Annotated in this window: 31 protein-coding genes and 2 pseudogenes; 26 read left to right on the forward strand and 7 right to left on the reverse strand. The window is 66.0% G+C overall.

Annotated elements, in window-relative coordinates; genetic code table 11:
- Positions 1–24 precede the first annotated feature (24 nt).
- From GBZ48_RS21460 to GBZ48_RS21490, 7 genes are all read right to left on the reverse strand, one after another.
- Positions 25–1,092 carry a tyrosine-type recombinase/integrase gene (locus tag GBZ48_RS21460; RefSeq protein ID WP_174472865.1) on the reverse strand — a complete coding sequence of 356 codons (1,068 nt, stop codon included), beginning with the start codon at positions 1,090–1,092 and terminating at the stop codon, positions 25–27.
- Positions 1,083–1,370, reverse strand: coding sequence for a hypothetical protein (locus GBZ48_RS21465; protein WP_174472866.1), 288 nt, complete (start codon positions 1,368–1,370; stop codon positions 1,083–1,085). Before GBZ48_RS21465 ends, GBZ48_RS21460 begins: the two co-directional genes overlap by 10 nt.
- A gap of 30 nt (positions 1,371–1,400) precedes the next feature.
- Entirely contained in the window at positions 1,401–1,721 is a 321-nt protein-coding gene (locus tag GBZ48_RS21470; protein ID WP_174472867.1) for a hypothetical protein, read from the reverse strand.
- A complete protein-coding gene (locus GBZ48_RS21475) occupies positions 1,718–1,900 on the reverse strand; it encodes a hypothetical protein (RefSeq protein ID WP_174472868.1) in 183 nt (60 codons plus the stop codon). The genes GBZ48_RS21470 and GBZ48_RS21475 overlap by 4 nt, the downstream gene beginning before the upstream one ends.
- A 1-nt stretch (position 1,901) precedes the next feature.
- A complete protein-coding gene (locus tag GBZ48_RS21480) occupies positions 1,902–2,348 on the reverse strand; it encodes a ribbon-helix-helix domain-containing protein (protein WP_174472869.1) in 447 nt (148 codons plus the stop codon).
- A 184-nt stretch (positions 2,349–2,532) separates the two neighbouring features.
- On the reverse strand, positions 2,533–3,063 hold the full coding sequence (locus GBZ48_RS21485; RefSeq protein WP_174472870.1) for a helix-turn-helix domain-containing protein: 531 nt from the start codon (positions 3,061–3,063) through the stop codon (positions 2,533–2,535).
- Between the two features lie 688 nt (positions 3,064–3,751).
- Positions 3,752–3,949, reverse strand: a complete 198-nt coding sequence (locus GBZ48_RS21490) for a hypothetical protein (RefSeq protein WP_174472871.1) — start codon at positions 3,947–3,949, stop codon at positions 3,752–3,754.
- Positions 3,950–4,133: 184 nt separating this feature from the next.
- Here GBZ48_RS21490 and GBZ48_RS21495 point away from each other — a divergent pair, with 184 nt between their 5' ends.
- The 26 genes and pseudogenes from GBZ48_RS21495 to GBZ48_RS21615 all read left to right on the forward strand — a co-directional run bounded on the left by GBZ48_RS21495 (position 4,134) and on the right by GBZ48_RS21615 (position 23,866).
- Positions 4,134–4,400, forward strand: a complete 267-nt coding sequence (locus tag GBZ48_RS21495) for a hypothetical protein (RefSeq protein WP_174472872.1) — start codon at positions 4,134–4,136, stop codon at positions 4,398–4,400.
- 433 nt (positions 4,401–4,833) lie between these two features.
- Entirely contained in the window at positions 4,834–6,021 is a 1,188-nt protein-coding gene (locus tag GBZ48_RS21500; protein WP_174472873.1) for a hypothetical protein, read from the forward strand.
- A 112-nt stretch (positions 6,022–6,133) separates the two neighbouring features.
- On the forward strand, positions 6,134–6,385 hold the full coding sequence (locus GBZ48_RS21505; RefSeq protein WP_174472874.1) for a hypothetical protein: 252 nt from the start codon (positions 6,134–6,136) through the stop codon (positions 6,383–6,385).
- Positions 6,386–6,488: 103 nt separating this feature from the next.
- Entirely contained in the window at positions 6,489–7,106 is a 618-nt protein-coding gene (locus GBZ48_RS21510; RefSeq protein WP_174472875.1) for a ParA family protein, read from the forward strand.
- A gap of 2 nt (positions 7,107–7,108) precedes the next feature.
- Positions 7,109–7,948: a DUF3102 domain-containing protein gene (locus GBZ48_RS36375; protein WP_246307366.1), complete on the forward strand. Its 840-nt coding sequence runs from the start codon at positions 7,109–7,111 to the stop codon at positions 7,946–7,948.
- 453 nt (positions 7,949–8,401) lie between these two features.
- A pseudogene (locus GBZ48_RS21520) lies at positions 8,402–8,833 on the forward strand (IS5 family transposase); the annotation flags it as partial.
- Positions 8,834–8,842: 9 nt separating this feature from the next.
- Positions 8,843–8,992 (forward strand): annotated as a pseudogene (locus GBZ48_RS37080) (transposase); the annotation flags it as partial.
- Between the two features lie 398 nt (positions 8,993–9,390).
- Positions 9,391–9,996: a hypothetical protein gene (locus tag GBZ48_RS21525; RefSeq protein ID WP_174472876.1), complete on the forward strand. Its 606-nt coding sequence runs from the start codon at positions 9,391–9,393 to the stop codon at positions 9,994–9,996.
- Between the two features lie 534 nt (positions 9,997–10,530).
- On the forward strand, positions 10,531–11,343 hold the full coding sequence (locus tag GBZ48_RS21530) for an HNH endonuclease signature motif containing protein (RefSeq protein ID WP_174472877.1): 813 nt from the start codon (positions 10,531–10,533) through the stop codon (positions 11,341–11,343).
- A gap of 58 nt (positions 11,344–11,401) precedes the next feature.
- The gene (locus GBZ48_RS21535; RefSeq protein ID WP_174472878.1) at positions 11,402–11,647 is read left to right on the forward strand and encodes a helix-turn-helix domain-containing protein; all 246 of its coding nucleotides are present in this window, start codon (positions 11,402–11,404) and stop codon (positions 11,645–11,647) included.
- Positions 11,648–11,856: 209 nt separating this feature from the next.
- The gene (locus GBZ48_RS21540; protein ID WP_174472879.1) at positions 11,857–12,147 is read left to right on the forward strand and encodes a hypothetical protein; all 291 of its coding nucleotides are present in this window, start codon (positions 11,857–11,859) and stop codon (positions 12,145–12,147) included.
- An 11-nt stretch (positions 12,148–12,158) separates the two neighbouring features.
- The gene (locus GBZ48_RS21545) at positions 12,159–12,926 is read left to right on the forward strand and encodes a hypothetical protein (RefSeq protein WP_174472880.1); all 768 of its coding nucleotides are present in this window, start codon (positions 12,159–12,161) and stop codon (positions 12,924–12,926) included.
- Between the two features lie 103 nt (positions 12,927–13,029).
- Entirely contained in the window at positions 13,030–13,284 is a 255-nt protein-coding gene (locus tag GBZ48_RS21550; protein WP_174472881.1) for a hypothetical protein, read from the forward strand.
- Between the two features lie 12 nt (positions 13,285–13,296).
- Positions 13,297–13,479, forward strand: coding sequence for a hypothetical protein (locus tag GBZ48_RS21555; RefSeq protein ID WP_174472882.1), 183 nt, complete (start codon positions 13,297–13,299; stop codon positions 13,477–13,479).
- Positions 13,476–14,474 (forward strand): tyrosine-type recombinase/integrase, encoded by a 999-nt coding sequence (locus GBZ48_RS21560; RefSeq protein ID WP_174472883.1) that lies wholly within the window; start codon positions 13,476–13,478, stop codon positions 14,472–14,474. The genes GBZ48_RS21555 and GBZ48_RS21560 overlap by 4 nt, the downstream gene beginning before the upstream one ends.
- A 1-nt stretch (position 14,475) precedes the next feature.
- A complete protein-coding gene (locus GBZ48_RS21565; protein ID WP_174472884.1) occupies positions 14,476–14,982 on the forward strand; it encodes a host-nuclease inhibitor Gam family protein in 507 nt (168 codons plus the stop codon).
- A gap of 407 nt (positions 14,983–15,389) precedes the next feature.
- Positions 15,390–16,181 (forward strand): DNA-methyltransferase, encoded by a 792-nt coding sequence (locus tag GBZ48_RS21570; protein ID WP_211105838.1) that lies wholly within the window; start codon positions 15,390–15,392, stop codon positions 16,179–16,181.
- Complete coding sequence (locus GBZ48_RS21575; RefSeq protein ID WP_174472885.1) at positions 16,178–16,441, forward strand: hypothetical protein; 264 nt, start codon at positions 16,178–16,180, stop codon at positions 16,439–16,441. The genes GBZ48_RS21570 and GBZ48_RS21575 overlap by 4 nt, the downstream gene beginning before the upstream one ends.
- A 362-nt stretch (positions 16,442–16,803) precedes the next feature.
- The gene (locus GBZ48_RS21580; RefSeq protein WP_174472886.1) at positions 16,804–17,550 is read left to right on the forward strand and encodes a hypothetical protein; all 747 of its coding nucleotides are present in this window, start codon (positions 16,804–16,806) and stop codon (positions 17,548–17,550) included.
- Positions 17,551–17,657: 107 nt separating this feature from the next.
- The gene (locus GBZ48_RS21585) at positions 17,658–18,188 is read left to right on the forward strand and encodes a terminase small subunit (RefSeq protein ID WP_174472887.1); all 531 of its coding nucleotides are present in this window, start codon (positions 17,658–17,660) and stop codon (positions 18,186–18,188) included.
- Positions 18,172–20,256, forward strand: a complete 2,085-nt coding sequence (locus GBZ48_RS21590; RefSeq protein WP_174472888.1) for a terminase gpA endonuclease subunit — start codon at positions 18,172–18,174, stop codon at positions 20,254–20,256. Before GBZ48_RS21585 ends, GBZ48_RS21590 begins: the two co-directional genes overlap by 17 nt.
- A complete protein-coding gene (locus GBZ48_RS21595; protein ID WP_174472889.1) occupies positions 20,253–20,486 on the forward strand; it encodes a phage head-tail joining protein in 234 nt (77 codons plus the stop codon). Before GBZ48_RS21590 ends, GBZ48_RS21595 begins: the two co-directional genes overlap by 4 nt.
- Positions 20,486–22,078 carry a phage portal protein gene (locus GBZ48_RS21600; RefSeq protein ID WP_246307367.1) on the forward strand — a complete coding sequence of 531 codons (1,593 nt, stop codon included), beginning with the start codon at positions 20,486–20,488 and terminating at the stop codon, positions 22,076–22,078. The genes GBZ48_RS21595 and GBZ48_RS21600 overlap by 1 nt, the downstream gene beginning before the upstream one ends.
- 14 nt (positions 22,079–22,092) lie before the next feature.
- Positions 22,093–22,941 (forward strand): S49 family peptidase, encoded by an 849-nt coding sequence (locus GBZ48_RS21605; protein ID WP_174472890.1) that lies wholly within the window; start codon positions 22,093–22,095, stop codon positions 22,939–22,941.
- The gene (locus GBZ48_RS21610; protein WP_174472891.1) at positions 22,938–23,510 is read left to right on the forward strand and encodes a hypothetical protein; all 573 of its coding nucleotides are present in this window, start codon (positions 22,938–22,940) and stop codon (positions 23,508–23,510) included. Before GBZ48_RS21605 ends, GBZ48_RS21610 begins: the two co-directional genes overlap by 4 nt.
- A complete protein-coding gene (locus tag GBZ48_RS21615) occupies positions 23,507–23,866 on the forward strand; it encodes a head decoration protein (protein WP_109048426.1) in 360 nt (119 codons plus the stop codon). Before GBZ48_RS21610 ends, GBZ48_RS21615 begins: the two co-directional genes overlap by 4 nt.
- The last annotated feature ends 11 nt before the right edge of the window (positions 23,867–23,877 follow it).

The following is a 23,877-nucleotide window of genomic DNA, read 5'->3' on the forward strand; positions in this document are numbered from 1 at the left end:
GAGCCTAAAAAAGGGCTCAAGCGTCTATTTTTTTGAGAATTTACCTATCTCTGAACGCACACTGCTCCGCTTGCTTTGCGCAGCCGCCGCCATGCGATCATCCGGTCGAACATAGACGGCGACCACGCCGCGGGACCGATGCCCCGTCACCGCGCGGATCTCGTCATCAGTGGCGCCGGCCGCGCCCAGTTCGGTGGCGGCGGTGCGGCGCAGGTCGCGGAACTGCAACTCCGCCGGCAGCTGGGCGAGCGCGCGGATCCGGGCGAACTCGTGGCCGAAGTGGAATTTCTGGTACGGCCTGCCAGTCGCCTCGCTGACGATGACCTGCACGGCGTCGCGCTTCACCTTCCCCAGCAGCGCCTGCATGGCCGGCGTCACCGGCACCCGCAGGGCGTGCTTGGTCTTCCCCTGCACCAAGCTGAAGGCTGTGCCGTCATAGTCCGACCATTTCAGCGCCAGGATGTCCCCCTGCCGCTGGCCGATGTCGAGCGCCAGCCGAACCGCGAGCGCCAGTGACTCCCGGTCGGCCTCGATGGCGGCGGCGCAGAAGATCTCGACCTGATCGGGTGTCCACAGCTGCGTCCGGGCCTGCGTGCCGATCAGCCGCATCCCATCCGCCGGCGACACGTCGATCATGCCGCGGTCGCAGGCATGACCCAGCACGATCCGCCAGATCCGCATCACCGCGTTGGCGGTGGCGAGGCCGGACTTCTTCTGCACCGCCTCATAGCCCGTCACCAGCCACGCCCTGGTGATGCTGGCCACCAGCTTGTTGCCGGCCACCTTTTCGATCCGGTTCAGCAGGAGCCGGTATTCGTGCTTCGTCTTCGGCGCCAGCTTGGCGTACTGCGGCGAGGCCTGATACTTCGCGATGAGGTCGGCCACGCTGTTCGGGAGGATCGCGGGCTGGAGGCCGGAGCGGCGGACCCGCTCGGCCTCGACCTCTGCGTTCAACTCGCGAGCGCGGGCAATCGCCTTGTCCGTGTCATCGCCCAGCGCTTCGTCGCTGAAGCCCAGCGCCTTGACGGCTGGGGTGGTGCGCCAATACCAGCGCCCAGCCACCCGCTTCATGCGCAGGACCGTCAACTCCACCTTGCCCATTCGTCAGCGCCCGCCGTGCCTGTCGTGGATGAGTGTTGCACAAGCCCGCTGCGCTCGTCCTGCCGTCTATCCAGCAGCAGGCGGTCCCACAACAGGCGGGCGGTGCGCCTGCCTGCGCCGCCGCGGCGTTCAGGCTCCGGCCAGCGGCCTTCCTCGACTTCCTTGGCAAACTGGCCGGGGGACACGCCGACATAGCGCGCTGCCTGGTCGCGGCTGAGCATGCGCGGCCAGTACGGCAAGCCTTCCAGGTCAGAGACTCGGGCGGCCAAGGCTCACCTCCATCCGGCGATAGGCGACGATCACGTCGAGCCTCCCGTGTGCGGGTCGGCCAGCGGGACGGCCGGCAGCGTCCGCGTCGGTCCGCCATGCGCCAGCAGGTAGGCGGTGGGGGAGGGCACGGCGACCACCAGCACGGGGAAGACGGCGCGCGGGTAGTGGGTGGGGATGTCCATGCTGTAGACGCCGGGGGTGAGGATGTCGCAGACGACCGGCACCTCGCCCGCGGCGAGGATGACCAGCCGCTCGCCCTGCCGGAACTGGATCCGGCGGACGTCGGCCGGGGTATCGAACTGCGCCGCGTGGCACACCTGCCAGTCGGTTGATTCGAGGGTGAGGATCACGGCAGTTCCTTCCGTGCCAGTTCGGCGTAGTCGCGGTGATAGCGCGCGGCGGATAGCAGGCGCATGCGGCGGAGTTGGAGGCGGGTGCTTCCTGCCTCCAACTCGACCCGGCCGGCTTCCTCGAAGTGCCGTTGGACAAGACCGACCAGGGCAACGGTTTCATCTACCGCGCCGGTCATCTCAGTTTTCCACCCGGCTGGCTGTGAACCCGCAGCCATTGGCGCGGCGTTCCTGGCTCAGGAAGGACAGCACGGCATTCGGCGCTGTGTAGGTCTGGAGGAAAAGGCGGACCAGAGAGGTGAGCGGCAGATCGTCGGTGTGGAACCGCTCATGCACGGCGCTGATCAGGACATCGCGGTTCGCGTAGCCTTCTGCCTCCGCAACGTGATCCAGCAACAGCCACGACGTCACATCGAGCCGCATGGATGTCCGATGCGCTGTCCAGCGGTTGTTGACCACCACGTTGTAAGTGACCAACGGCGTTGCGCCCTTCTTGGGCAGCGCCGGAGCCATGTGCCGCAGCGTGCTCTCCAGCTTTTCGGAGTGCGACGGCGCGAAGGATCGGTCCATGGATACGTTCTGCGCCCCGGCACGACGCTGCAATGGAACCCGAATTTGGTTGCTCATTGCCCTTTCCTTTGTTTTTCGCTCGATCACGCTGCTTGAAGGCCCATCGAATGGATTCGGTAGGCACTCAACGTGATTTTTGACACCTCATGTTGCGAATACGGTACATCACGTACCTTTTCAACTCAACACAAAACGTACCCTATGAGAACGGGTCAACGGTCCAGGCGCATTCACTGCCACATCAGAGCGCTAATTTTTCCGTGGGCGTTTCCTGTTTAGCAAGCGCATCGGTTAAGACCTGGGTGGCGTTTTTGCCGGCCTGATCCAACCTCCGATATTTTTCGAGAAGAGCAATTTCATCAGTGGTGAGAGTCTGTGCTTCAGACCCTTCACCAGTAAGAAGCCAGCTAAGCGATATTTTAAACGCGTGCGCATACCGCTCGGCGGACTTTTGTTTAAGCCCGCGAGCACCGTTTTCATGGCTCTTGTATGTATTGTAATTCCAGCCAAACCGTTCCGCCGCATCGCGTGGGGTTCCAAAGCCTGCATTGGCTCGCGCCCACTGCAAGCGTTCGTATGGTGCAGCTGATTTGTCCGGCTTTCTCATGGGACAAAGCGTACCAAAGGGCAAGGTACGTTTCGTCTTGACGCAGTACGGTACGAAACGTACCTTACCCCAATGAGCTTCAAGGAACTCATAGAACGCTGGCCTAGCCGCGCTGCCCTCGCCGACGACTGTGGGGTCGATTACGGAGTCGTGAAGCAATGGCATCGTCGAGACTCGATCCCTTCCAAGCATTGGCCGGTGGTTATTGCTTCCGCACGGAAGCACAAGCTGCGCGGTGTAACCTTGCAGAAGCTCTCAGACCTTTCTCGTGGCGACTTTCCACAGGAAGCCAGGGCGCCGCGCCAAACGGTTCTGCAAAGCTGATTGCGGAGAGTATCTGCATGTTAATGACCATGGGTTGCCAATACAGGAAGCATCGCTCGCTTTACGCGATGCGGCAACTGGCAACCTCATGTTCGGATGCCTGTCCGTCGCGTGACGGATTAGGTAGAGGCCAGGACCGCAGGTCAATCAGGGGCCTCCCTGCCGCCTCACTGCTTGTTAGGAGATTCGCTCCCGGCATTCCCTTGTCCGTGGCCGGGATGCGAACGCGGCCGGCGCCATGTCCAGCCGGTGCCGGCCGCTCCCTCTTATCGGGGAAGGTGTGATGGCCGGGCTTGATCGATCCCATCTGACGCCTGCCCAGTGCGCCGTGCTCAATGCGTGGCCCGCCTTCGAGGTAGCCGCAGCGGTGAAGTGGGCGACCGTCAACAAGGTGGTGCGAACGCTCTCGAGCGCCCAGTCATTGCCCGAATTGGACAGAGATAAGGCAATTAACACTCACTGTATAGCCCAGGTGGGGGAGCGTCATAACTTTGGCGCTCCCCATGCCAATGTTCGAATTGGAAGGAAATTATTCTGTGGTCTCGGCCTCAGTATCGGACTGGGGCTTAGCTTTCAGCTCGGCCAGCATATCGCGGTAGATTGCTACCACCCCTGCGGTGGTGAGCACCGTGACACTCGGCAAGTACGCCGCTGTCAAATGAGCGGCGACGATTTCGAGGTGACGGGTAGCTTCGAGGCGCCGCTGGTAGCCTTCAGCAAACGACATTTCAATTGCTCCATCAGTTGTAATTACAGCGTCATAGTAGCAATGGTGGATCGGTTAGTCGATATGGAGCGGTCCGCCTTCGATTTTTTGCAACCGACCTTCTCTTGTAAATCGCGCGGATGTGATCGTGGCCGACGCTATTCCCAGTCGGCGCCTGCCGCTCCCTCTTATCGGGGGAGGCGTGATGACCAAGCGTGATCGATCCCATCTGACACCTGCCCAGCGTGCCGTGCTCGATGCTTGGCCGGCTTTCGAAGCTGCCGCAGCGGTGAAATGGGCGACCGTCGACAAGGTGGTGCGGACGCTCTGCAACGCGCGTTCGCTGGCCGAGCTGGACGAAAGGGAAGCGGTCGAACTGGCGGCGCTGCTGCGCCGTGGGACGGCGCGTTTGCACACTCTGGCATCGCTGCGGACAGCTACCGCTGGCGCTGCCACACGAGGGCGTGAATGACCGCCCGCGGGCGACCGTTCCGCCTGCGAAAAGATCCGAGATCCATCTGCATCACCGGGAGCTGTGCCGCGGCGGCGGTGCAGCTCTATTGTGCCGGCCGGCGCTATGGCGCCGCGCGAGGCCCGCCGGCGGATGGAGCGGTCGTGGCTGCGACCGCCCCGGAGTCTACCGCTGATGTCAACCAGGTTGCGCTCTGCGCGGCAGTTGCCACGCGAGCCCATTGCTGTCTTCGACCAACGAAAATTAGGTGCGTCATGCCGTTCATGGAAGTCAGCCAGATAGGCCGGAATGGCGCACGGAAGTATGGGTTTGCGACCATGAGCGCCGCCGCACCGATCCGCTTCGACCGCGCTGTGCCGCTGCCGCTGTTATGCTCCCCCCGCTGCGGTCGAATCCTGCGGCAGCTCGCATCCCCTCTCACAGCGGGGGCAGCATGATCCAGGCGGACAAGCGTTCCCCCTTCTACCTGCTGCGCGAGCTGTTCCAGGACGCGTTGGGCTTGGCGCCCGGCCTGACCGACAAGCGTCGGGTGCTGGCGCTGCTGCTGGTCAGGCGCAGCGACGAGTCGATCTTCGTCCGCTGCGGCGAGCTGGTGGCGTGGATCGGTGCCGACAAGCTGGCGCGGGCCATGCGGTGCGACCGCCGCACCGTTCAGCGCGGCCTGTCCTGGCTGCTGGGCGCCGGCATCATCGAGGTGGACCGAAAGGGCGGCGGGCGAGCCCGCTCCACCCGCTACCGCTTCAGCAAACACTGGCTGGGGGCGACCGCCGTCCAGCTGGAAAACTGCGGCATCGCAGAAGCCTACGGCCTGCCCGATGACCTGTTCGCCGTGGCAAACGGCGGCACCTATGCCGCAGTTGCTGCCCGGTTCGGCGGCGATACTGCGGCGGACGGGTGGCAGGGGGCGGGAGCGGGTGGCCGAAACAGCGGCATGGCCGCCGCAGTTCCGGGTGCAAACAGCGGCATGATCGGCGGCGGTGCGGAGAACAGCGGTGCGGGTGCCGCACTATCCGGCCAAAACAGCGGCGCGTTTTCGGACGGCGACGGAGAAACTGCGGCGCTGGCGTCCACAAACTGCGGCAATTCAGCCGGAAACTGCGGCGCAGCTCTGCCGCCCGAAATAGATCTAAATAATAGAAATAGAGGCGCGCGGGCGTCGAAAACTGCGGCAGGCCAGAATCCTGACCGCCGCCAGCGTCACCTCCCCCTTCCGATTTCCGGCGGACGTTCTGCGGCGGAAGACTCCCAGGGCTATCCGGGGGCGGAGCGGAATCGTGGCTGGCATCCGAGAATCGTGCAGAGGGCGGCTGAGATTCTGGGGGACGCCCAGCGCGCAGCCCTGGCGGTGGAGTGGCTGGAGGACGCGCAGAAAGAGCGGCTGCGTGACGGCTACCGGCCGACGCCGGAGGAACTGGAGAAGTGGCTGGGCTGGGCGCTCGACCGGGCAGACGGAGCGGGCGACGTGGCGCCGGCTGGTGGGCTGCCGCCGGATCTGGCGCAGGCGGTCCAGTTGGCCGCCCAACAGGCCGTGCGCGACGTGCTGCCGTCGATTGTGCCGACGCTGATCCAGGCGCTTCAGCAACAGCTTCAAGGCGACGGGGCGGGCACCGTGGCTGCCTGAGAAACGGCGGCATGGTGCAGCAGCTCGCGCTTGATGGGGGAGGGGCAGGGATGGGCGGCTCGGTCGGAAGAGGCACAGGAAACAGCGGCGCGCTGCGGCGGGACGCGCGGCCATGAGCCGGGCCGGCCAGCAACTTCCCCTGGATCTGGGCGTGCCGCCGCGCACGGCGCGACGCCGGCCGGTTCAGGTCCAGCCGGAGGAGCCAGGCGTGTACCGCGCCGTCGAGGTGCTGCGCGCCGCCGGGCTGCGGGTCTACCGGAACGGCGCGCTGCATCTGGTCGATGGCAAGCTTCTGACCACGGCGGAGTTGATGCGCCTCTTCCACGCCCACCAGCGGCGGGAACAGGGCAAGGCCGACCGCTGAAGCGGCGGCAACGAATCGGGTGTCGCTGGTCCGCCGACAGCGCGGATCGGCGGCGTGGGGAAACGGGAAAGTGTTCACGCGTGAACACTTTGGGGGCTGGAACATGAAGACGATTCTGGTGGTGCAGGGGAAGGGCGGCGGGCCGAAGACGGCAACCGTCCGCAATCTGGCGGTGGCCGCCGCGACGGCCGGGCTGCGGGTGGGGACGCTGGACACCGATCCGCAGGGCAGCCTGACGCACTGGCACAGCCTGCGCCCGGCCGACGTGGCGCCGATCGCTGGCGAGCAGCGTGTGCTGGGCGAGGTGGAGCGGCCGACGCCGCAGGACCTCGACCTGCTGGTGATCGACACGCCGACCGCGGTGGAGTTCTTCCCCGAATCGACGGCGCTGCTGTTCGACGCGGCCGACCTGGTGCTGGTGCCGGTGCGGCCGGGACCGGAGGATCTGGTCAGCATGCAGGCCATGCTGCCCTATCTGCAGAGCCGGCGCCGGCCGATGCGGTTGCTGTTGAGCCAGATCCAGCCACGCTTGCGGGAGACGGCCGACGCGCGGGCCATCATCTCCGGTATGGGCACGCCGGCGCCGGTGGAGATCCCGCTGCTTCAGGAAGTGCCGCGCAGCTTCATGGCTGGCCTGGGTACGGCCGAGATCCCCGGCACCCGCACCGGCCCATTGTTCCGCGACCTGTGGGCCTATCTGTCCGTCGAGATGGGAGTCTGACGATGGCACCGACTGCCCGCAGCCTGGGGAATGCCCGCCTGTCCATGCTGGCCAAGCCGCGCACCCTGACCACCCGTGCCGAGTTCGCCGCCGACATCCGCCGGGAGTGGACCAACGCGTTGGAGGCCACCGTGGCGGTGGGCCGCCGCCTGAACGAGGCCAAGGAGGCCCTGCCGCACGGCGAATACGAGGCGATGGTGACGAACGACCTTCCGTTCAGCACCTCGACCGCCCGCAAGCTGCGCGAGATCGCCGCCTTCGTGGACACCGAAAAGGTGCCGTTGGACCAGCTGCCGGAGGCGATGTCCACGCTCTATGCCATCGCCACCCTGCCCGACGCGACGCGCAAGCAGGCGCTTGAGCAGGGCGTGATTCGGCCCGAGGTGACGCGGGCCGAGGTTGCGGTGCTGAAGCCGCCCAAGCCGGCCGCGCCGGAGGTGAAGGCGCCGGGGCTGTTCGCGCTGTTCGCCAGCCCGGCCAAGGCGGAGGAGGATGAAGAGGTGGCGGCGGACGCTCTGGTGGAAGTCTGGACGGTGATCGAGGCAGCAAGGTCGGCATCCGCCCAGCCACCCGCGCTGCCGGCGCCGACGGTCATCGACGTGGAGGCCATTCCCGTGGACACGCCCGCGTCGTCGGCGCCGGCCGTCGAGAAGGTCTCCTCCCTGAAGGGGGCCACCGCCCGCCCGTGGTCCGTGGATCCCGATGATCGATGCTCGATTTTGGCCCACATGGAACACATGAAGCGGGTAGCGCTCACGGGCCTGAAGGATGACGACGCAACGGCGACCCTCGTCCAGTACGTGGTCGACCTGCACAACGCCAAGCTGATGGGGGGCCGCTGATGTCGCTACACACCGACCCCGTTTTAGCCACCCGCCGCAGTCCGCTGAAGCCGCTGCTGGCCGAGGTGCTAACCGGCGAACCGTGGCTCACCGTCTTGTGCGATCTGCGCGACATTGCGCCCGTCGTCACAGCCGCCTGCATTGTATCTGATATCAGCCCGACACCCGGCGTGGGAGACCATCCCCGGTGCCAAACTGGACAAGGTTCTGACCGACTTGATCGCTGCCGATTACCATCATCACCAGCCGGGCGGTTGGCTTTTCCTCGATGCGCCGGAGCGGTTGATGCCAACAGTGTCTTGGGCGGGTCTTGAAAATTTTCTGTGCTAATATCCAAGCGTAAATGATAGTTAATATTTTACATAAAGCCATTAGGGTGTGTCGTCAGTTAGGGACTTCCCAGCAGGCAGACTGGGTGATTCATAGAGGGTCTGCTGACGGGAGGGCCCACCAATGCGGCGCTATGCTTTGCGCGACGACCAGTGGGAGCGGACCAGGATTTTCTGCCAGGGCGCCGTGGGCATGTCGGCGGGACGGCAAAGGACAACCGATTCGTAGACGCGGTCCTGTACCGCTACGGTTCCGACATTCCGTGGCGCGATCTCCCCGCCTGCTTCGGGGACTAGAAGAACACTTACCGCCGCTACCACCGTTGGTGCAAAAGTGGAGTTTTCGAACGCCTCTTCAGGTTCTGGCCGAGGACAGCGACAACGAATACATGATGCTCGACGCCACCGTCGTCCGAGCCCATCAGCACAGCGCTGGGGCGCACAAAAAAGGGGGGCCAACCATACCATCGGGCGGTCCCGTGGCAGGGTAACGACCAAGATACATGCCGTCATGGACGCTTTGGGCAACACGGTGGTGATCTCTCTGACCGCCGGTCAGGTCTCGGACTTCGCCTTGTACCGCGAACGTAATCTCGTCGAACGATTCTTCGACAAACTCAAGGGCTTCCGAGCCATTGCCACTCGCTACGACAAGCTTGCAAGCAACTTTCTGGCGGCCATTTACCTCGTGTCGGCTCTCATATGGCTCAACTGACGACACGCCATAATGTGCCCATACGGTCGGTGTACATTGACCTATTACAGATGGGATGGATTGACATACGGGATTTTACCATACTATATATGGTTCGTCTATCTTAGCGTTGGAGACTGCTATGAACTCGGAAGACGATAGGAAATCGGAGCAAAAGGAAGAAGTGAAGAAGGTTACGGTCAATCTTCCAAAAAACGAAGTTCAATTCTTGCAGCGTGTTGCTAAGCAGGAAAATTTGTCATTTACAGATGTTCTAAGGAGGTCCATAAGATCTGAGAAATTTTTTGTTGAAAACGAAAATTCAGGGAAAAAAATTCTAGTTCAGAGTGATGATAACGAGCTTCGAGAGATTTGGCGTAGATAAGAAACGGAAATAACTTTTCTAAGTGAGAAGAATTGTGTCGGATAAAGACCAAAAAAATTCTGCTGACGGCAATGGTGCTCATGACGCTAATGCAGATACTCCCGCCGACAAGAAGCCTACTTCATCAGTAACGCCAGAAACTACTCCTAAGGCTTCTGAAGCTCCTTCTGAGAACCCCCAAACCCAAGGGCCCCTTCTAGAAGGAGCTTCAGAAGATGTCAAAGAGAGGCCACCTCTTAGCGGGGGCAAGCTTCCGTCTGAAGAACCGTCTCTCATTGAGAAGCATGTTGGAACACGTCGGATAGATCCTGCTAAACCCACTAAGAAAACAGCGTCAAATCGAAGTGACGATCCCGATGAATCAGGTGATCTTGATTACACATCAGAGAATATAAATCGAGTTCAGGAACCGCTTGAGAAACCTTATAATTCTACTATTCATGAGGATGCGGCTCGTAAAGGGATAGCGTATTCTCTTATCGGGATCTTGGCATTTGTTATTGTTGCCATATTTTTTCTCCTTTATTGCAAAAAGATGACCGTTAGTGAGCTTAAGGAATTTGCAGTTATTCTTGGTCCAATTGTGACCTTGGTCTCCGCTGCTACTGGCTTTTACTATGGAACAAAATCATCAAAATAATCCAGAAGTCGGACAAAAACTGCTGAGAGGGTGTGTAAGTCAACTCATGCTCGCCTCTTGACGCCCACCACGGCTCGAGCCATCCTCCGCCTCGGAGCCTGATAACTCTATGACTTGGCGGTAGGCCGCCCGCGCGTTTTTGCGATGCGGCTATTTTTATGCCCGCACTCTGTCCGGAGCGTGCCCCTATGCCGGGGGACGGATGAATAGAACACCCGCAAGGGGAATAGTCCGGCCTGGGCGGCGTCACGAAAAGCCCCTTCCAGATGACGGACACCGAAGCCGCCTTCATCCTGATGCTCCGCTCAACCCTCTACCGCATCAATCGCCAAGAACTGAACGGTATGGTGGCAAAGCTGACGGGGGCGAGCGGGTGGTGCCCCGGTCGAAGGGTGGGTGTTTCATCAAATGACGCGACGTTATCAGGAGCCAGACTCGGTTGCAGCTTGAGCAAAAGGCAACGGGCGGGATTGAGGTGCTACGGGTGACCGGATAAGGTGGCGGTTGTGTGCTGCCAATCGCGGATCGCTTTTTATGCCTGATGTTTACGCGTCAACGGACCCTGAATGGTTTTCGCACTTGGCTTCGCTCGTCAACCGTCCGGCCAGGGTCGCATTCTGGCGCCCGACCTACACGGTGCCGACAGAGATCAGCGTTGGCGTTCCTTGGTTTTTCAAGCAGCGGGGTGCGCCTTTCATTGTTGGGTACGGACGTTTCGTCGAGCATGAGAGCACGACCCCGGCCCGACTCTGGACCAAGTTCGGCAGCGCGTCAGGGGCTCCAACTCAGGAGACACTCCTTGCAGGGATCAGCGCGGCTCGGAAGGGTGGGGCGACGCTGGACACCGGAATTGGGAACGTCACCCTGTCGGACTTCACGGTCTTCACACCGCCTCTCACGTTGGGGGAATTGGAGTTGCCAAATCTGACGGGCCCTTACCGGTACGTTCCCAAGGGCAACCGTTTGCTGAGTTATGCGGAAGGCACTCCCGTCGCGCCATTGCCCTACAAGGAACCAGGGCCAGCCAGCCGCCGGGAACTGCACGGGGAAACGTTTGCCCGCAACGTCGGGCACGTTGCGCGCATCCGGCAGCTCTACGGCGGTGTTTGCCAGATCAGCGGCGAACCCATCCTCGATGGGGCCGCTGGTGATCTGACCCAGGTCCACCACATCGATTTCCTGTGCGATGGCGGCGCCGACGATCCCTCGAACATGATGGCGCTTTCACCAAACTGGCACGCCATCGCCCATGCGCCGGGGACGACCTTCGACTGGACAACGTTGGAGTTCGTCGTGGGGATGCAGCGGTTCGGGCTGGCGCTGAACCGGCACCTCAAACCACGCTGAAGGTGATGCGAGACGCTGCGGTGCTTCCAAGTCAACAGCCAACCCGATGGTGTCAGCCATGACCGATGACGCTCCCTTCATCGACGACCAGCTTGCCGCCATGAAGTGCCCGCCTCTGGCGAAGCGGGTTCGCCGCTCGACCGGGTTCTCGCAGGAAGTGTTTGCCGAGCGCTTCGGCATTCCTCTGCGCACCCTTCAGGAATGGAAACAGGGCCGTCGGGCTCCCGATGCCGCTGTGGAGTCCTATCTGCGCATGATCGAGAAGGAGCCCGAACTGGTCGCGCACGCGCTTGCGGTTGAATGACCGGAGATGAAGCCCGGAATTGGTCACCGCCACAGTGGTGTGGAGGAGTGGGGGGGGACGGGGAATGGGCGAACGACGGAATAAAACCCATCGGATGAAAGGAAAGTTCCGATTACGGGTTAGTTGCAAGGAATTGGTAATCATTTTGGGCAAACAGTCCTAGAGCCCTGGCGGGTGTGTTCCGCCGGGTGGCCGACGGAGGTTGCCCCATGCCCGCCATCCCTTCAACGCTGATGCCCGTCTTCCTGGCCTACGAAGCGTTGGGCGCCAGCGATGCCGACCACATCGAGGTCTTGCGTGGAAGCCTGGAGGAGGTTCTGGTCAAGGGCGAGATCTTGACTCCGCAGGATCTCTTTGCCAAAGCGCGTTACCTGCAGCACACCGGCCGCATCGATCCGGGACAGATCTCCATGGAGGCGCTGGATACCCTGGTGGTGGGCATCGGCATGTTGTTCCCCGGCGCGTTGTGCAAGCCGGTGGCCGTACCGGCTGCAGCCTGAACGGGGGCATCGTGGCCTTAGCTTTCGCCCGCTGCGACACCCGCCGGCACCTCGACCTTGAAACCCTAGTGACCTGGGCTCTGCGCGATCAGCAGGCCGACCGCGTCCAGTCCGGTCTGTTCGACATCGAGGCCGCGGCGAACGACCATGGATGGGAACCGCAGGGCGTGAGCGGCGACGGTGTGGCCGAGCTGCTGCGCCGTCATGAGGTCGGCGACCGGGTGGACGGCGGCGGACCGGTGCGCGGCATCGCCGTGACGGTTCATCCCGATGCCGAGGCGGTCGCCAACGCGGTGGGATGGCTCGACCCGTGGCAGCGCCGCCTCGTCCGCTTCCATGGGCGATCCGGCACCCGGCCGGATTGGCTGCCGCTGGTGCCGGCCATGGTGGCGGTGAAGCGGCCGAGCGAGGCGCGCGGCCGGTACCGGCATGTCACGGCCGAGCGGTGGGAGTTTGTGCCGACCCGCTCGGAACTGGCCAAGCGCTATGTGCTGCGCGGCCAGTCGCTCTTCGACGCCCGCGGGCAGCGCCGGATCGTCGAGGAAGAGCGCGGCTTCCACTTCCGCACCTTCGGCGACGGTCGCCGGCAGGTGCAGGTGAAATGGTGCCCGCTGGAGCCCGCCCACAGCGATGCCGAGATCGTGGAGGCCAACACCGACTATGCCGGCTGGCATGCCGGCATGACGGAGCTGCTGGAGCGGATCGGCGGCTGGGGCCTGCGCGATCATGTGCTCACCGGTATCAGCGCGCCGGCTGCTCCATGGGAATATAATCCTTGACGAAAGGTCAATTCCTTGACAGGGTGAGCGGGACGAATTGCGTGTGAAGGAAGGCCCGCCCGGCAGCTGCCGCGGCGGGCCTTCCGCTGTCCGGGGGCTGGCCATGCGGACCGAATGGGACGGCGTGCTGTGCCTTCAGCTCGGCCCGGTGGATCGTCACTTCGCCGCGCGCATCACCTACCAGGGCGGACCCTTCCGCGCCGACATCGAGGCGATCGAGATCCAGACGCGGCAGGGCTGGATCCGGGCACCCTGGCTGATCGAGCTGGTGGAGGATTGCGCGCCTCTCTTTGACATGCTGCGCGATCACGCCGCCGGCCGAGTGGCCGATGCGCGGGTGGTCGCGTGGCTTTCCTGACAGGACAGCAGGATGGACGAGCTGATCCGCGAGGCGGTCGCCGCCGGCGCCGGCCTCTCCCGTGGCAACGAGCCGGCGGCGGTGTGCCCGTCGGATGGGGCGGTTGCGTTCTTCGGCCAGCAGGTCGCGGCGATGCTGCGCGAGCTGCCGGAGGACATGACCGTGGCCGAGCTGCGCGACGCCATCGACGGATGAGCCTTCCCGTCCTTCCGGGCGATCCGGCCGGACAGGACGTCAGCGACGCCCGCCACGCCCCGGCGCTGCGGCTGGACCGCATCCAGGAGCACCTGCTGGACGCCTTCTATGCCGGGCGCTCGGCCAACACGGTGCGGGCCTACCGGCGCGATCATGAGGATTTCCGGACCTTCGTGGCCCGGCAGGATGGGCTCGCCGCCTTCGCCGCCACCGCCGAACAGGCGGTGCGGATGCTGCTGGCGGTGGAGCATGGGCAGGCCAACGCCCTGGCGCTGGGCTACCGCACCGACATGGTGCGGCGGCAGCTCCAGCCCGCCACCGTGAACCGCCGGCTGGCGGCGCTGCGCTCGGTGGTCAAGCTGGGCAACACGCTGGGCCTGGTCAGCTGGACGCTGGACGCGGAGAACGTCGACTCCGTGACCTACCGCGACACGCGGGGGCCGGGGCGGGATGGCGTGCGGGCGATGGTGGCTCAGGCCAGGGAGCGGACCGACGCCAAGGGGCTGCGTGATACGGCGATCGTCCGGCTGCTGCATGACGTGGCCCTGCGCCGCGGTGAGGTGGTGTCGCTGGATCTGGAGCACTACGAGAGCCGGCGCGGCGCCGTCGCGGTGCTGGGCAAGGGGCGGACCCAGCGCGAGCAGGTCACGCTGCCGGCCGCCACCAGGACGGCGCTTGAGGCATGGATCGCGGTGCGGGGGAAGGCCCCCGGGCCGCTGTTCCATCGCCTCGATGCCGCCGGCCGAGGCACAGGGCGCCTGACCGGCGCCGCCGTCTACCAGATCGTCCGCGAACTGGGTGCCGGGGTGGGAATCGCCACCCGGCCGCATGGGCTGCGGCACTCGGCCATCACCGCGGCGCTGGACGCCAGCAACGGCAACATCCGGGCGGTGCAGCGCTTCAGCCGGCACCGCAATGTCCAGACCCTGCAGATCTACGACGACAACCGCGCCGATCTGGCTGGCCAGATGGCGGCGCTCATTGCGGAGGATTGACATGGGCGAGACCATCGCCGCTCCGGTGCGCAGGGTGCGCACCCAGGACCAGGCCGCGGCCGTTGTCGGCCGGATCGGCGCCGCGCAGGTGCAGCTGGGCCGGCTGAAAGCCTCGCTGGACGTGGCCGTCGCCCAGGCGAACCTCGCCTATGAGACCGCGGCGGCGCCGCTGCGTACGGCCATCTCCGCCGACACCGAGCTGCTGCGCGGCTACTTCGACGCCAACCGGGCCAGCCTGCTGACCGGCGGCAAGAAGTCGGTGGCGCTGTCCACCGGCACCATGGGCGTGAAGAAGACGACGGCCAAGCTGGTGGTGGCGGATGTCGACGCGCTGCTGAAGCGGCTGGAGGAGGACCGCAAGCTGCGGCGCTTTATCCGCACCAAGAGCGAGGTCGACCGGGCGGCGCTGCTGGCGGAGCCGAAGGTGGCGGTGACCATCGACGGTGTGTCCATCGAGGGAGGCGAGGATGCCTTCTTCGTCAAGCCGCTGACGGTCGGAACGGCCTGAAACCGAGCTTGCGAAAATCAGCATTATCGCAAGCTTGCTTCAAAAAAGGCGGAAAATCAGAGGTTTAAGGCTTCTCGTTCCGCTTCTCAGGCCTGCGATCGTTCACGCTGTTAAGCAAACGTTCGGTGGACTCAATGCACTGAGTGGCTGCCTTCAGGCGCTCTTGCGAAGCGAGCATCATCTTCGCCCGACGTTCCAACATATGGCTAAGTTGGGTCATAGGCGCGGACAAGCCGGCTGAGAGGGGAAGTGGTTCCATACCCTCAATGTGGACGGCGCTGCTGCACGGTGCAACTAAACGTATCGTATGCCCTAAACGTTGAAGCGTGGGCATTCACCCCCCCGTCAAAAGGGAAGCCCGGGCGCCCCAAGCGCCTACTCTCTCTTGAACACGCCCGAAGGAAATCATGTCCCATTCCGTGACGATCGGCGCCGCGACGCTGATGCTGGGCGACTGCATCGAGCGGATGCGGGAGCTTCCCGACAGCTCGATCAGCCTAGTGCTGACCGACGTTCCCTATTCCAGCGGCGCCACCCGCGAGGCTGGCCGCACTGCCTATGGCAAGACCATGACACGGTCGACCAAGGGCGGCGGCGGTGATCGGTGGTTCGGCTCCGACAGTCTGAGCACGCGCGGCTTTCTCCACCTGCTGCGCGCCTGCGCCATGGAATGGCAGCGGCTGCTGAAGCCGGGCGGCCATGTGCTGGCCTTCATCGACTGGCGCATGGGCGATCATCTGGCCGATGCCATCGACGGCGGCGAGGCCTCGCTGTTCCTGTCCGGCCATGCGGCCGACGCCATGGAAAGCGCCGACCTGAAGCGGGTGGGACTTCTGGTGTGGGACAAGACCTATTTCGGCATGGGGACGCACTTCCGTCACCAACACGAGCTGATCCACCACTTCACCAAGGGCAAGGGCAGCGAGCCGCTGCGCCGGAACGTCGCCAACGTGCTGCGCCATGCGCCGGTGCGGTTCGGCGCCCACCCGACGGAGAAGCCGGTCGGGCTGCTGGCCGAGCTGATCGGCACTGTCTGCCCGTCGGGTGAGACGGTGCTCGACCCGTTCTTCGGCAGCGCGTCGGCTGGCCATGCCGCGCTGACCACAGGCCGGCGCTTCATCGGCATCGAGCGCGACCGGCGCTATTTCGAGGCCGGATGGCAGCGGCTGGCCAACCTGACCGAGGAGCTGGCGGCATGACCATGCAGCTGGAGGACGTGATGCACGGCCTCACCACCCGCACCGCCACCGACGGCGTCATCGTCACGATTGGCGGCACCATGGGCTGGTGGCTCGATGCCCTGCACGGGCCGGCGCAGGAGCTGGCCTTCTGGGGCACGGTGGCTCTGGTGGTCGGGCGGATGGTGCTGCTGGCGCTCGACGTCCGGGACCGCCTCCGTCGGCCATCCAAAGTGTTCACGCGTGAACACTTTGACGGCGGTGCCGACCCGAAACGATAGGAGCGGGGTGCCTATCAGCGCGGTACGGGCAGCCAGCCGAGGCTGCGGCATTCCGTACAGCCGGCGCCGCTGCAGGATGGGCAGACGGTCCAGTCTTCGTTGCGCCATCTGGCGGCGACCTCGCCGCTACATCGGCCGGCTGGAGTCTGCGTTGTGCACCCGTGCGTGATCGCCTCCAATGCGAGGTAGGGCGTTCCGCACTCCAGGCAAATTGCCAGGGGCTGGGGCTTTTGTGGCATCCGGATCCTGTTGGTCCTGAGCCTGTCGAATGGCAGGCAATTTCAGTGCGATTTCGAGTTGCCAGTGTCATCCACAGGCGGTCGGCCAGCAGTGATGCCCGTCACATCAGGGACAGGAAGAAGATGGCCGACGCACGGATCCAGGCCTCTGCCGATCAGGTGAAGGCGGCCATCCGCCGGTACGGCGACCAGCTCGCCCGCTACGCGCTGCCGATGGCGCTGACCAAGACGGCGCAGGACGCCAAGCTGGCGGTGCAGCGGGCGCTGCCGGAGACCTTCGACCGGCCAACACCCTACACGATCAAGTCCACCTTCGTCCGGCCCGCCACTAAGGCGGACCCGGTGGCCTGGGTGGGCTTCAAGGACGACTGGGGCAAGGGCACGCCGGCGGCGCGCTACCTGCTGCCGAATGTCGAGGGCGGACCACGCCGGGACAAGCGGATGGAGCGCCAGCTACGGGCTGCCGGCCTGCTGCCGGCCGGCATGTTCGCGGTGCCGGGCGAGGAAGCCAAGCTGGACGCCTACGGCAACATGCGGCGGTCGGAGGTGGTGCGCATCCTGTCGCAGACCAGGGCCTTCGGGGAACAGGGATACACGGCCAACCGGAGCGACAGCGCCCGCAGCCGGAAGAAGCGGCGGCGCAACGGCTACTTCGCCGCCTTGCCCGGCAACGCCGGCGGGCTGCCGCCGGGCATCTACCAGCGCGACGGCGCCGACGCCCGGCCGGTGGTGATCTTCGTCCGAGCGCCGAGCTACCGCCCGCGCTTCCGCTTCCACGACATCGTCGAGCGGGCGGTGCGGGCCAACATCGGCCGGCGGCTGGAGGAGGCGGTGCGGATGGTCAACGCCCGCTTCGCCGCCCGGCGGTGATGGGCCAGCCGGCGGTTGCGGGTCCTTCCGGGGACACCCCCCAGCGAGGGTAATTCGGGCCGCACCGGTCCACCCTCTGAGAAATTTTTGAATCGAGGTTTTTGTTTATGTCCAAACCGGGCCAACGGGTGAACCGGGCGGAGCTGGCCGACCTGTTCGGCGTCAGCCTGCCCACCGTCGACGCGTGGGTGCGCGACGGCTGCCCCTTCGCGGAGAAGGGGGCCAAGGGCCGGGAATGGGCCTTCGCGACGGCCGATGTCCACCGCTGGCTGGTGGACCGTGCGGTGGCCGACGTCGCCGCCGGCTATGAGGGCGAGATCGGCGTCATCACCGCCGACGAGGCCAAGCGCCGCAAGGCGGTGGCCGATGCGGTGGTGGCCGAGATCAAGGCCGACGAGGCGCTGAACGAGGTGGTGAACCGCCATGAGGCCGCGGCCGACGTCGCCGGCTTCTGCATCAGCCTGCGGACCGGCCTGTCCAATGCGGTGGCCAAGATCGCCGGCCGCGCCGCGGCGATGACCGGGGCGCCGGAAATCCAGGCCTTGGCCGAGACGGAAATCAATCGGGCCTTCGACGCCGCCCGCGACGAGCTGGTCAAGGGCTGGGGTACTGCGGTGGGCGATGAACCGCGGGCTTGAGGCGGCGGCGCGGGTCAGCGCCCATCGTCACGGCGATTACCGGACCGGGCGGGGCGAGCTGCGCCGGGCGCTGCTGGCCCTGTTCGAGGGCAGCCTGAAGTTCCAGGAGCGCATGAGCGGCTCCGTGTGGGCCGAGCGCTTCGGCTGGATCCCGAAGGGCACCGGGGCCGAGCACGGCAAGGTGACGCTCTACGGCTACCAGCGCGGGCTGGTGGACGCCATGTGCGATCCGGCGGTGCCGCTGCTGACCGTACTGAAGGCGGCCCGCGTCGGCTACACGCGCTGCGCCACGCTGGCGGTGGGTTACCACCTGCACCAGGACCCGACGCTGTGCGCCATCGCCCAACCCACCGTGCCGGACGCGGAAGACTTTGGAAGCGGTGAAATCGCCCCGATGCTGCGCGACACGCCGGCGCTGAAACCGCTGATGCGGCCGGTGAAGAAGGGGGAGAAGCAGGACAACGCCGCCTTCTACCAGCTGAGCAACGGCGCCAGCGTGCGGGTGGTCGGCGCCGCGTCGGACGATGCCTTCCGCCGCTACTCGGCCCGCTTCCTGTTCGCCGACGAAATCGACGGCGACGGCTGGACGCCCGGGGCGAAAACCCAGGGCGACAAGCTGAAGCTGTTCTGGACGCGCGGCGAAACCTTCTGGAACCGCTCGATGGTGCGCGGCTCCACCCCGCTGCTGTTCGAAACCAGCCGGGTGTGGAAGCTGTGGCTGGCATCGGATCAGCGGCGCTACTTCGTGCCGTGCCCACAATGCTCCGATGCCGCCGGCCAGTTCGACGGCTGGCAGTATCTGGACTGGGGCGGGCCGGACGTGCCGCACGGGCTGAAGTGGAGCCTGGACGCCGAGGGCACCCTGGACAAGGTGTGGTACGTCGGCACCTGCGGCTGCATCATCGAAGAGCGGCACAAGGCGTGGATGGACGCCAACGGCGAGTGGCGCCCGACCGCCAAGGCGAAGGTGCCGGGCCATGTCGGCATGCATCTGTGGACCGGCATGTCGCTCAATCCCAACGCCGCCTGGCCGGTGATCGTCCAGGAATGGTTGGAGGCGCAGGCCGATCCGGCCAGCTTGGTGCAGCCCTTCATGAACCTGCGGCTGGGCCGCCCCTACCGGGCGACCTACGGGCAGGAGGTCAAGAGCAGCAGCTTCATCGACCGCATGGAGCTGTACCCGGCCGAGGTGCCGGCAGGTGTCGAGTTCATCACCGTCGGGGTGGACGTCCAGTCCGGCAAGGTCAACCCGCGCCTGGAGGCCTCCGTCTACGGTTGGGGCCGTGGGCTGGAGGTCTGGCTAATCGGCCATTTCGTCCTGGTCGGCGATCCGGCCAAGGGCGAGGTGTGGGCGGCGCTGGACGAGCAGGTGCTGCTGCGCCGGTACCGCAAGCCGGACGGCACCACGCTGGACGTGCGGGCCACCTGCATCGATTCAGGCGGCCACCACACGCAGGAGGTCTATGCCTTCGCCAATAAGCGCCGCTCCCGGCGGGTGTGGGCGATCAAAGGCCGCTCGGAAAGCCGGGGCCAGCGGGGCAAGGTGTGGCCGCGCAAGCCGTCCAGCAAGCTGGGCCATGTCTGGTACATGATCGGCGGCAACGCCGCGCGTGACTGGGCTTATGGCAGCCTGGCGGTGGACAAGCCCGGACCGCGCCATGTGCATTTCCCGCAAGCCGCCGTCGACGGCGCCCGCGAGCTGGACGACGAGTTTTTCGCCCAGCTCACCCGCGAGCGGCTGATCGTCCCGCGCGGGCAGCAATATACGGTGTGGCAGAAGCCGGCTGAGGCCCATGAGGCCGGGGTGTGCTTCGTCTACGCCTACGCCGCGGTGTGCGGCCTGCAGGCGCTGTCCGGCAAATACGTCAAGCTGGGTGAGGCCGACATCGATGCAGCGCCCGCTGAAGCCGGCGAGGCCGCCAGCGAAACCGACACGGAACCGACGCCGGCCGACGCGATCGCCGCGGCGGTGGCGCGGGCACGCCGGCTGAGCCAGCCGGCTGCTGCCGTCCAACCGGTGGCGCCGCCGCCGGCGGCCTCGACCGACAAAGGGGAGCTGTACCTATGACCGACGTCACCACCCTTGAGGCGTGGCTCGCCGGTGCGCGGGCCGCTTACCACGGCCTGCAGCTCGGCCAGCAGCAGGTCAGCGTGCGCTTCGGTGACCGCGTGGTCGAATACGCCCCGGCCAACGCCACCCAGCTGGCCAGCTACATCGCCTCGCTGGAACGCCAGATCGCTGCGGCCAAGGGCCGGCGCGGGCCGGCGGTGTCGCCCTATGTCCGGATGATCGGCTGATGGCCACCACCCCCGTCATCCTCGACCGGCACGGCCGGCCGATCACCCAGGCCGAGATCCGGCGGGCCCGGGCGCAGGCGGCCATGAGTGCCTTTCTCGCCGGATCGGGCAACGCGCCCGAGTTGCGCGACTGGACGCCGGCGGCGGGCTCTCCCGACGCCGACCTCGACGGCGACCGCCAGACCATCGTCGCCCGCGCCCGCGACCTGGAACGCAACGACGCCCTGGTCTCCGGTGCCGTCCAGTCGCTGAAGGACAGCGCCATCGGCTTCGGGCTGGATTTCCAGTCGATGCCGGATTATCGCGCGCTGGGCATCGGCCGTGACGAGGCGCAGGACGCCGCCCGCCGGATCGAGTCCATCTGGCACGAGTGGAGCGAGGACCGCGACGCCTGCGACGTCACCGGCCAGCTGCCCTTCGGCGCGATGCTGCGCCAGTCGGTGCAGTCCGACCTCGTCGCCGGCGAAAGCCTGCAGCTGGCGCTGTGGCTGCCGGAGCGGCAGCGCCGGCTGGGCAGCCGCTTCGCCACCGTCATGCAGACGGTGGAGGCGGACCGCCTGTCCAATCCGCAAGACCGCATCGGCGACCCGCGCCTGCGCGACGGTGTCGAGATCGACGAATACGGGGCGCCCGTCGCCTACCATGTCCGCAGCAGCCATCCGGGCGACCTGTTCATGCCCTGGGCGATGGCCGCGGCGGAGTGGCAGCGGGTGCCGCTGCGCGGGCCGGGTGGGCGGCGGGTGGTGATCCATTCCTTCGACCAGAAGCGCCCGGGCCAGCACCGCGGCGTGTCGGTCTTCGCGCCGGTGATGACCGAGTTGAAGCAACGCGCCCGGTTTCAGCGGGCCGAGCTGCAGGCGGCGGTGGTCAACGCGGTGATCGCCGCGGTGCTGGAAAGCCCGGCAGACGGGCAGACGCTGCTGGACCTGTTCGGCGACGCCAACAGCTACATGGACATGCGCAACGCCCAGCCGGCAGTGCAGCTCGGCATCGGCCCGGGCGGCGCCATCCCGCGCCTGCTGCCGGGCGAGACGCTGAAGGGCTACTCGTCCAACCGCCCCAGCGCCGGCATGGACGGGTTCGTCACTACGGTGAGCCGGCTGATCGCCACCGGCATCGGCATGACCTACGAGACCTTCATGCGCGACTTCAGCAAGACCAACTACTCCAGCGCCCGCGCGTCGCTGCTGGAGGGCTGGCGCTTCGTGCTGTTCTTGCGCATGCACAAGACCCTGACCTGGTGCCGGCCGACGCTCGACCTGGTGCTGGAGGAAGCGGTGTGGCGCGGCTACCTCAACCTTCCCGGATTCTCCGAAAGCCGGGCGCGGCGGCAGGCGTGGCTGCGTGGGGTGTGGCGCGGGCCGGCACGCGGCTGGGTGGACCCGGTGAAGGAAATCACCGCTGCGGCGATGCGGGTGCGGCTGGGCATCTCCACCCTGCGCGACGAGGCCCTCGACCAGGGCCGCGACCTTGACGACCTGCTGGACCAGATCGCGCTGGAGCAGGAGGCGCTGAAGGCGCGCGGGCTGACCCTGCCCGAGGTCAACTTCATGCCCACCCCAGACCAGCCCGAGCCGCCGGCCGGCGCCTGACGGAGTTTCCCGACATGCTGAAGACGATGCAGCCCGTGCTGGTGTCCCCAGCCTGGGCCGAGACGGCGGCTGCGCGCATGGTCCAGCTGACCCAGGCGAACCGCGCCGGCGGGGAGCTGCCGGCTGGCTGCTACCGGCTGGGCGAGATCAACGGCACCCGCCGGCCCTACGAGGTCGACCAGGGTGTGGCGGTGGTGTCGGTCGCCGGGCTGCTGGTGCCCAAGCTGGGATACATCGGCAGCAGCTGGGTCACCGGCTATGACGGGCTGCGGTTTCAACTGGCGCATGCCTTCGCCGATCCGGACGTGCGCGCCGTCTGCCTCGACATCGACAGCGGCGGCGGCATCGCGCAGGGCTGTTTCGACCTGATGGACTGGATCGTCGCCATGAAGACGGCGACGGGCAAGCCGGTTGGGGCGATCTGCAGCGAAGAGGCCTATTCCGCCGCCTACGCCATCGCCTGTGCCGCCGACAGCATCGCGGTGCCGCGCACCGGTGGGGTCGGTTCGATCGGTGTCTGGCTGATGCACTGGGATTATTCCCGCATGCTGGAGGAGGCCGGGCTGAAGCCGACCATCGTCCAGTCCGGCGCACACAAGACCGACGGTCACCCCTATGCCGCGCTGTCCGAGGCGGTGCGTGCCGAGTGGCAGGGGCAGGTCGACGCGCTGCGCCAGCTCTTCGCCGAAACCGTCGCCCGCGCCCGCGGGCTGGACGTGGCGGCGGTCCTCGCCACCGAGGCCCGCTGTTTTGAGGGGCCGGTCGGCACCGCCGAGGCCGTGCGCCTTGGGCTGGCCGATGCGGTCCTGCCACCCGACCGGGCCTTTTCGGCCTTGGTGGATCATGTGAGGGACACCCAGTGAAGACGTTCAGCTTCGCTCACCTGAACCCCTTCGGCCGCTCCAAGGCGGCGGACGGGGAGACCCAGGCGGGCACCGACAGCACCAAGACCGGCACCGGCGGCACCACGCCGCAGGCCGGTGCCGGCGACGATGCCGACCAGAAGGACAAGGGCAAGGACAAGCCGAAAGACGGCGATGACGACGACGCGCCCGGCAATGGCGACGGGGGCGACAAGAATGCTACCGGCCAGCAGGCCGACGCCCCCGGTGAGCGTGAGCGCTGCGCCGCTATCTTCGCAGCGCCTGCCGCCGCCGGCCGCGTCCAGCTCGCCGCGCATCTGGCCTTCAACACCGACCTGACGGTCGAGGCCGCCTGCGCCGCGCTGGAGGCTGCACCCATCGGGGCCACCATGCCCGGTGCCTCTACCGGCAACCCCCTGGCGCTCGCCGCCATGGACGCCCACCCCAACCCGACCGTCGGCGCCTCGACCGACACCGCCACCCTGAGCGACGACCAGAAGGCCGCCGCCGCGGTGCTGGCCAGCATGGCCGCTGTCGGTCTCATTCCGAAGAAGGACGGCACCCGATGACCTCCGCCAGCTTCTCCTCCCAGAGCAATCAGCCGCTGCCGTCCCTGATCGGCGGCGACTTTCCGCGCATCACCCGGCTGGTGACCGTTGCCAGCGGCGTCGGTGCGCTGCCCGCCGGTGCCGTGCTCGGCCGCACCGGCGGCACCAAGCGCTTCGTCCTGTCGGTGGCCATGGCCAACGACGGCACCGAGAAGCCCTGCGCCATCCTGGCCGAACCGGTCGATGCCACCGCCGGCGACGTCGAGGCCATCGCCTATTTCAGCGGCGAGTTCAACCCGGACCAGCTGACCTTCGGCGCCGGCCACTCCGCCGCGTCGGCGGCCGACGCGCTGCGCGACCTGTCGATCTTCCTCTGAGGGCCCCACCC

The organism is Azospirillum melinis (genome assembly GCF_013340935.1).
Lineage (GTDB): Bacteria > Pseudomonadota > Alphaproteobacteria > Azospirillales > Azospirillaceae > Azospirillum > Azospirillum melinis.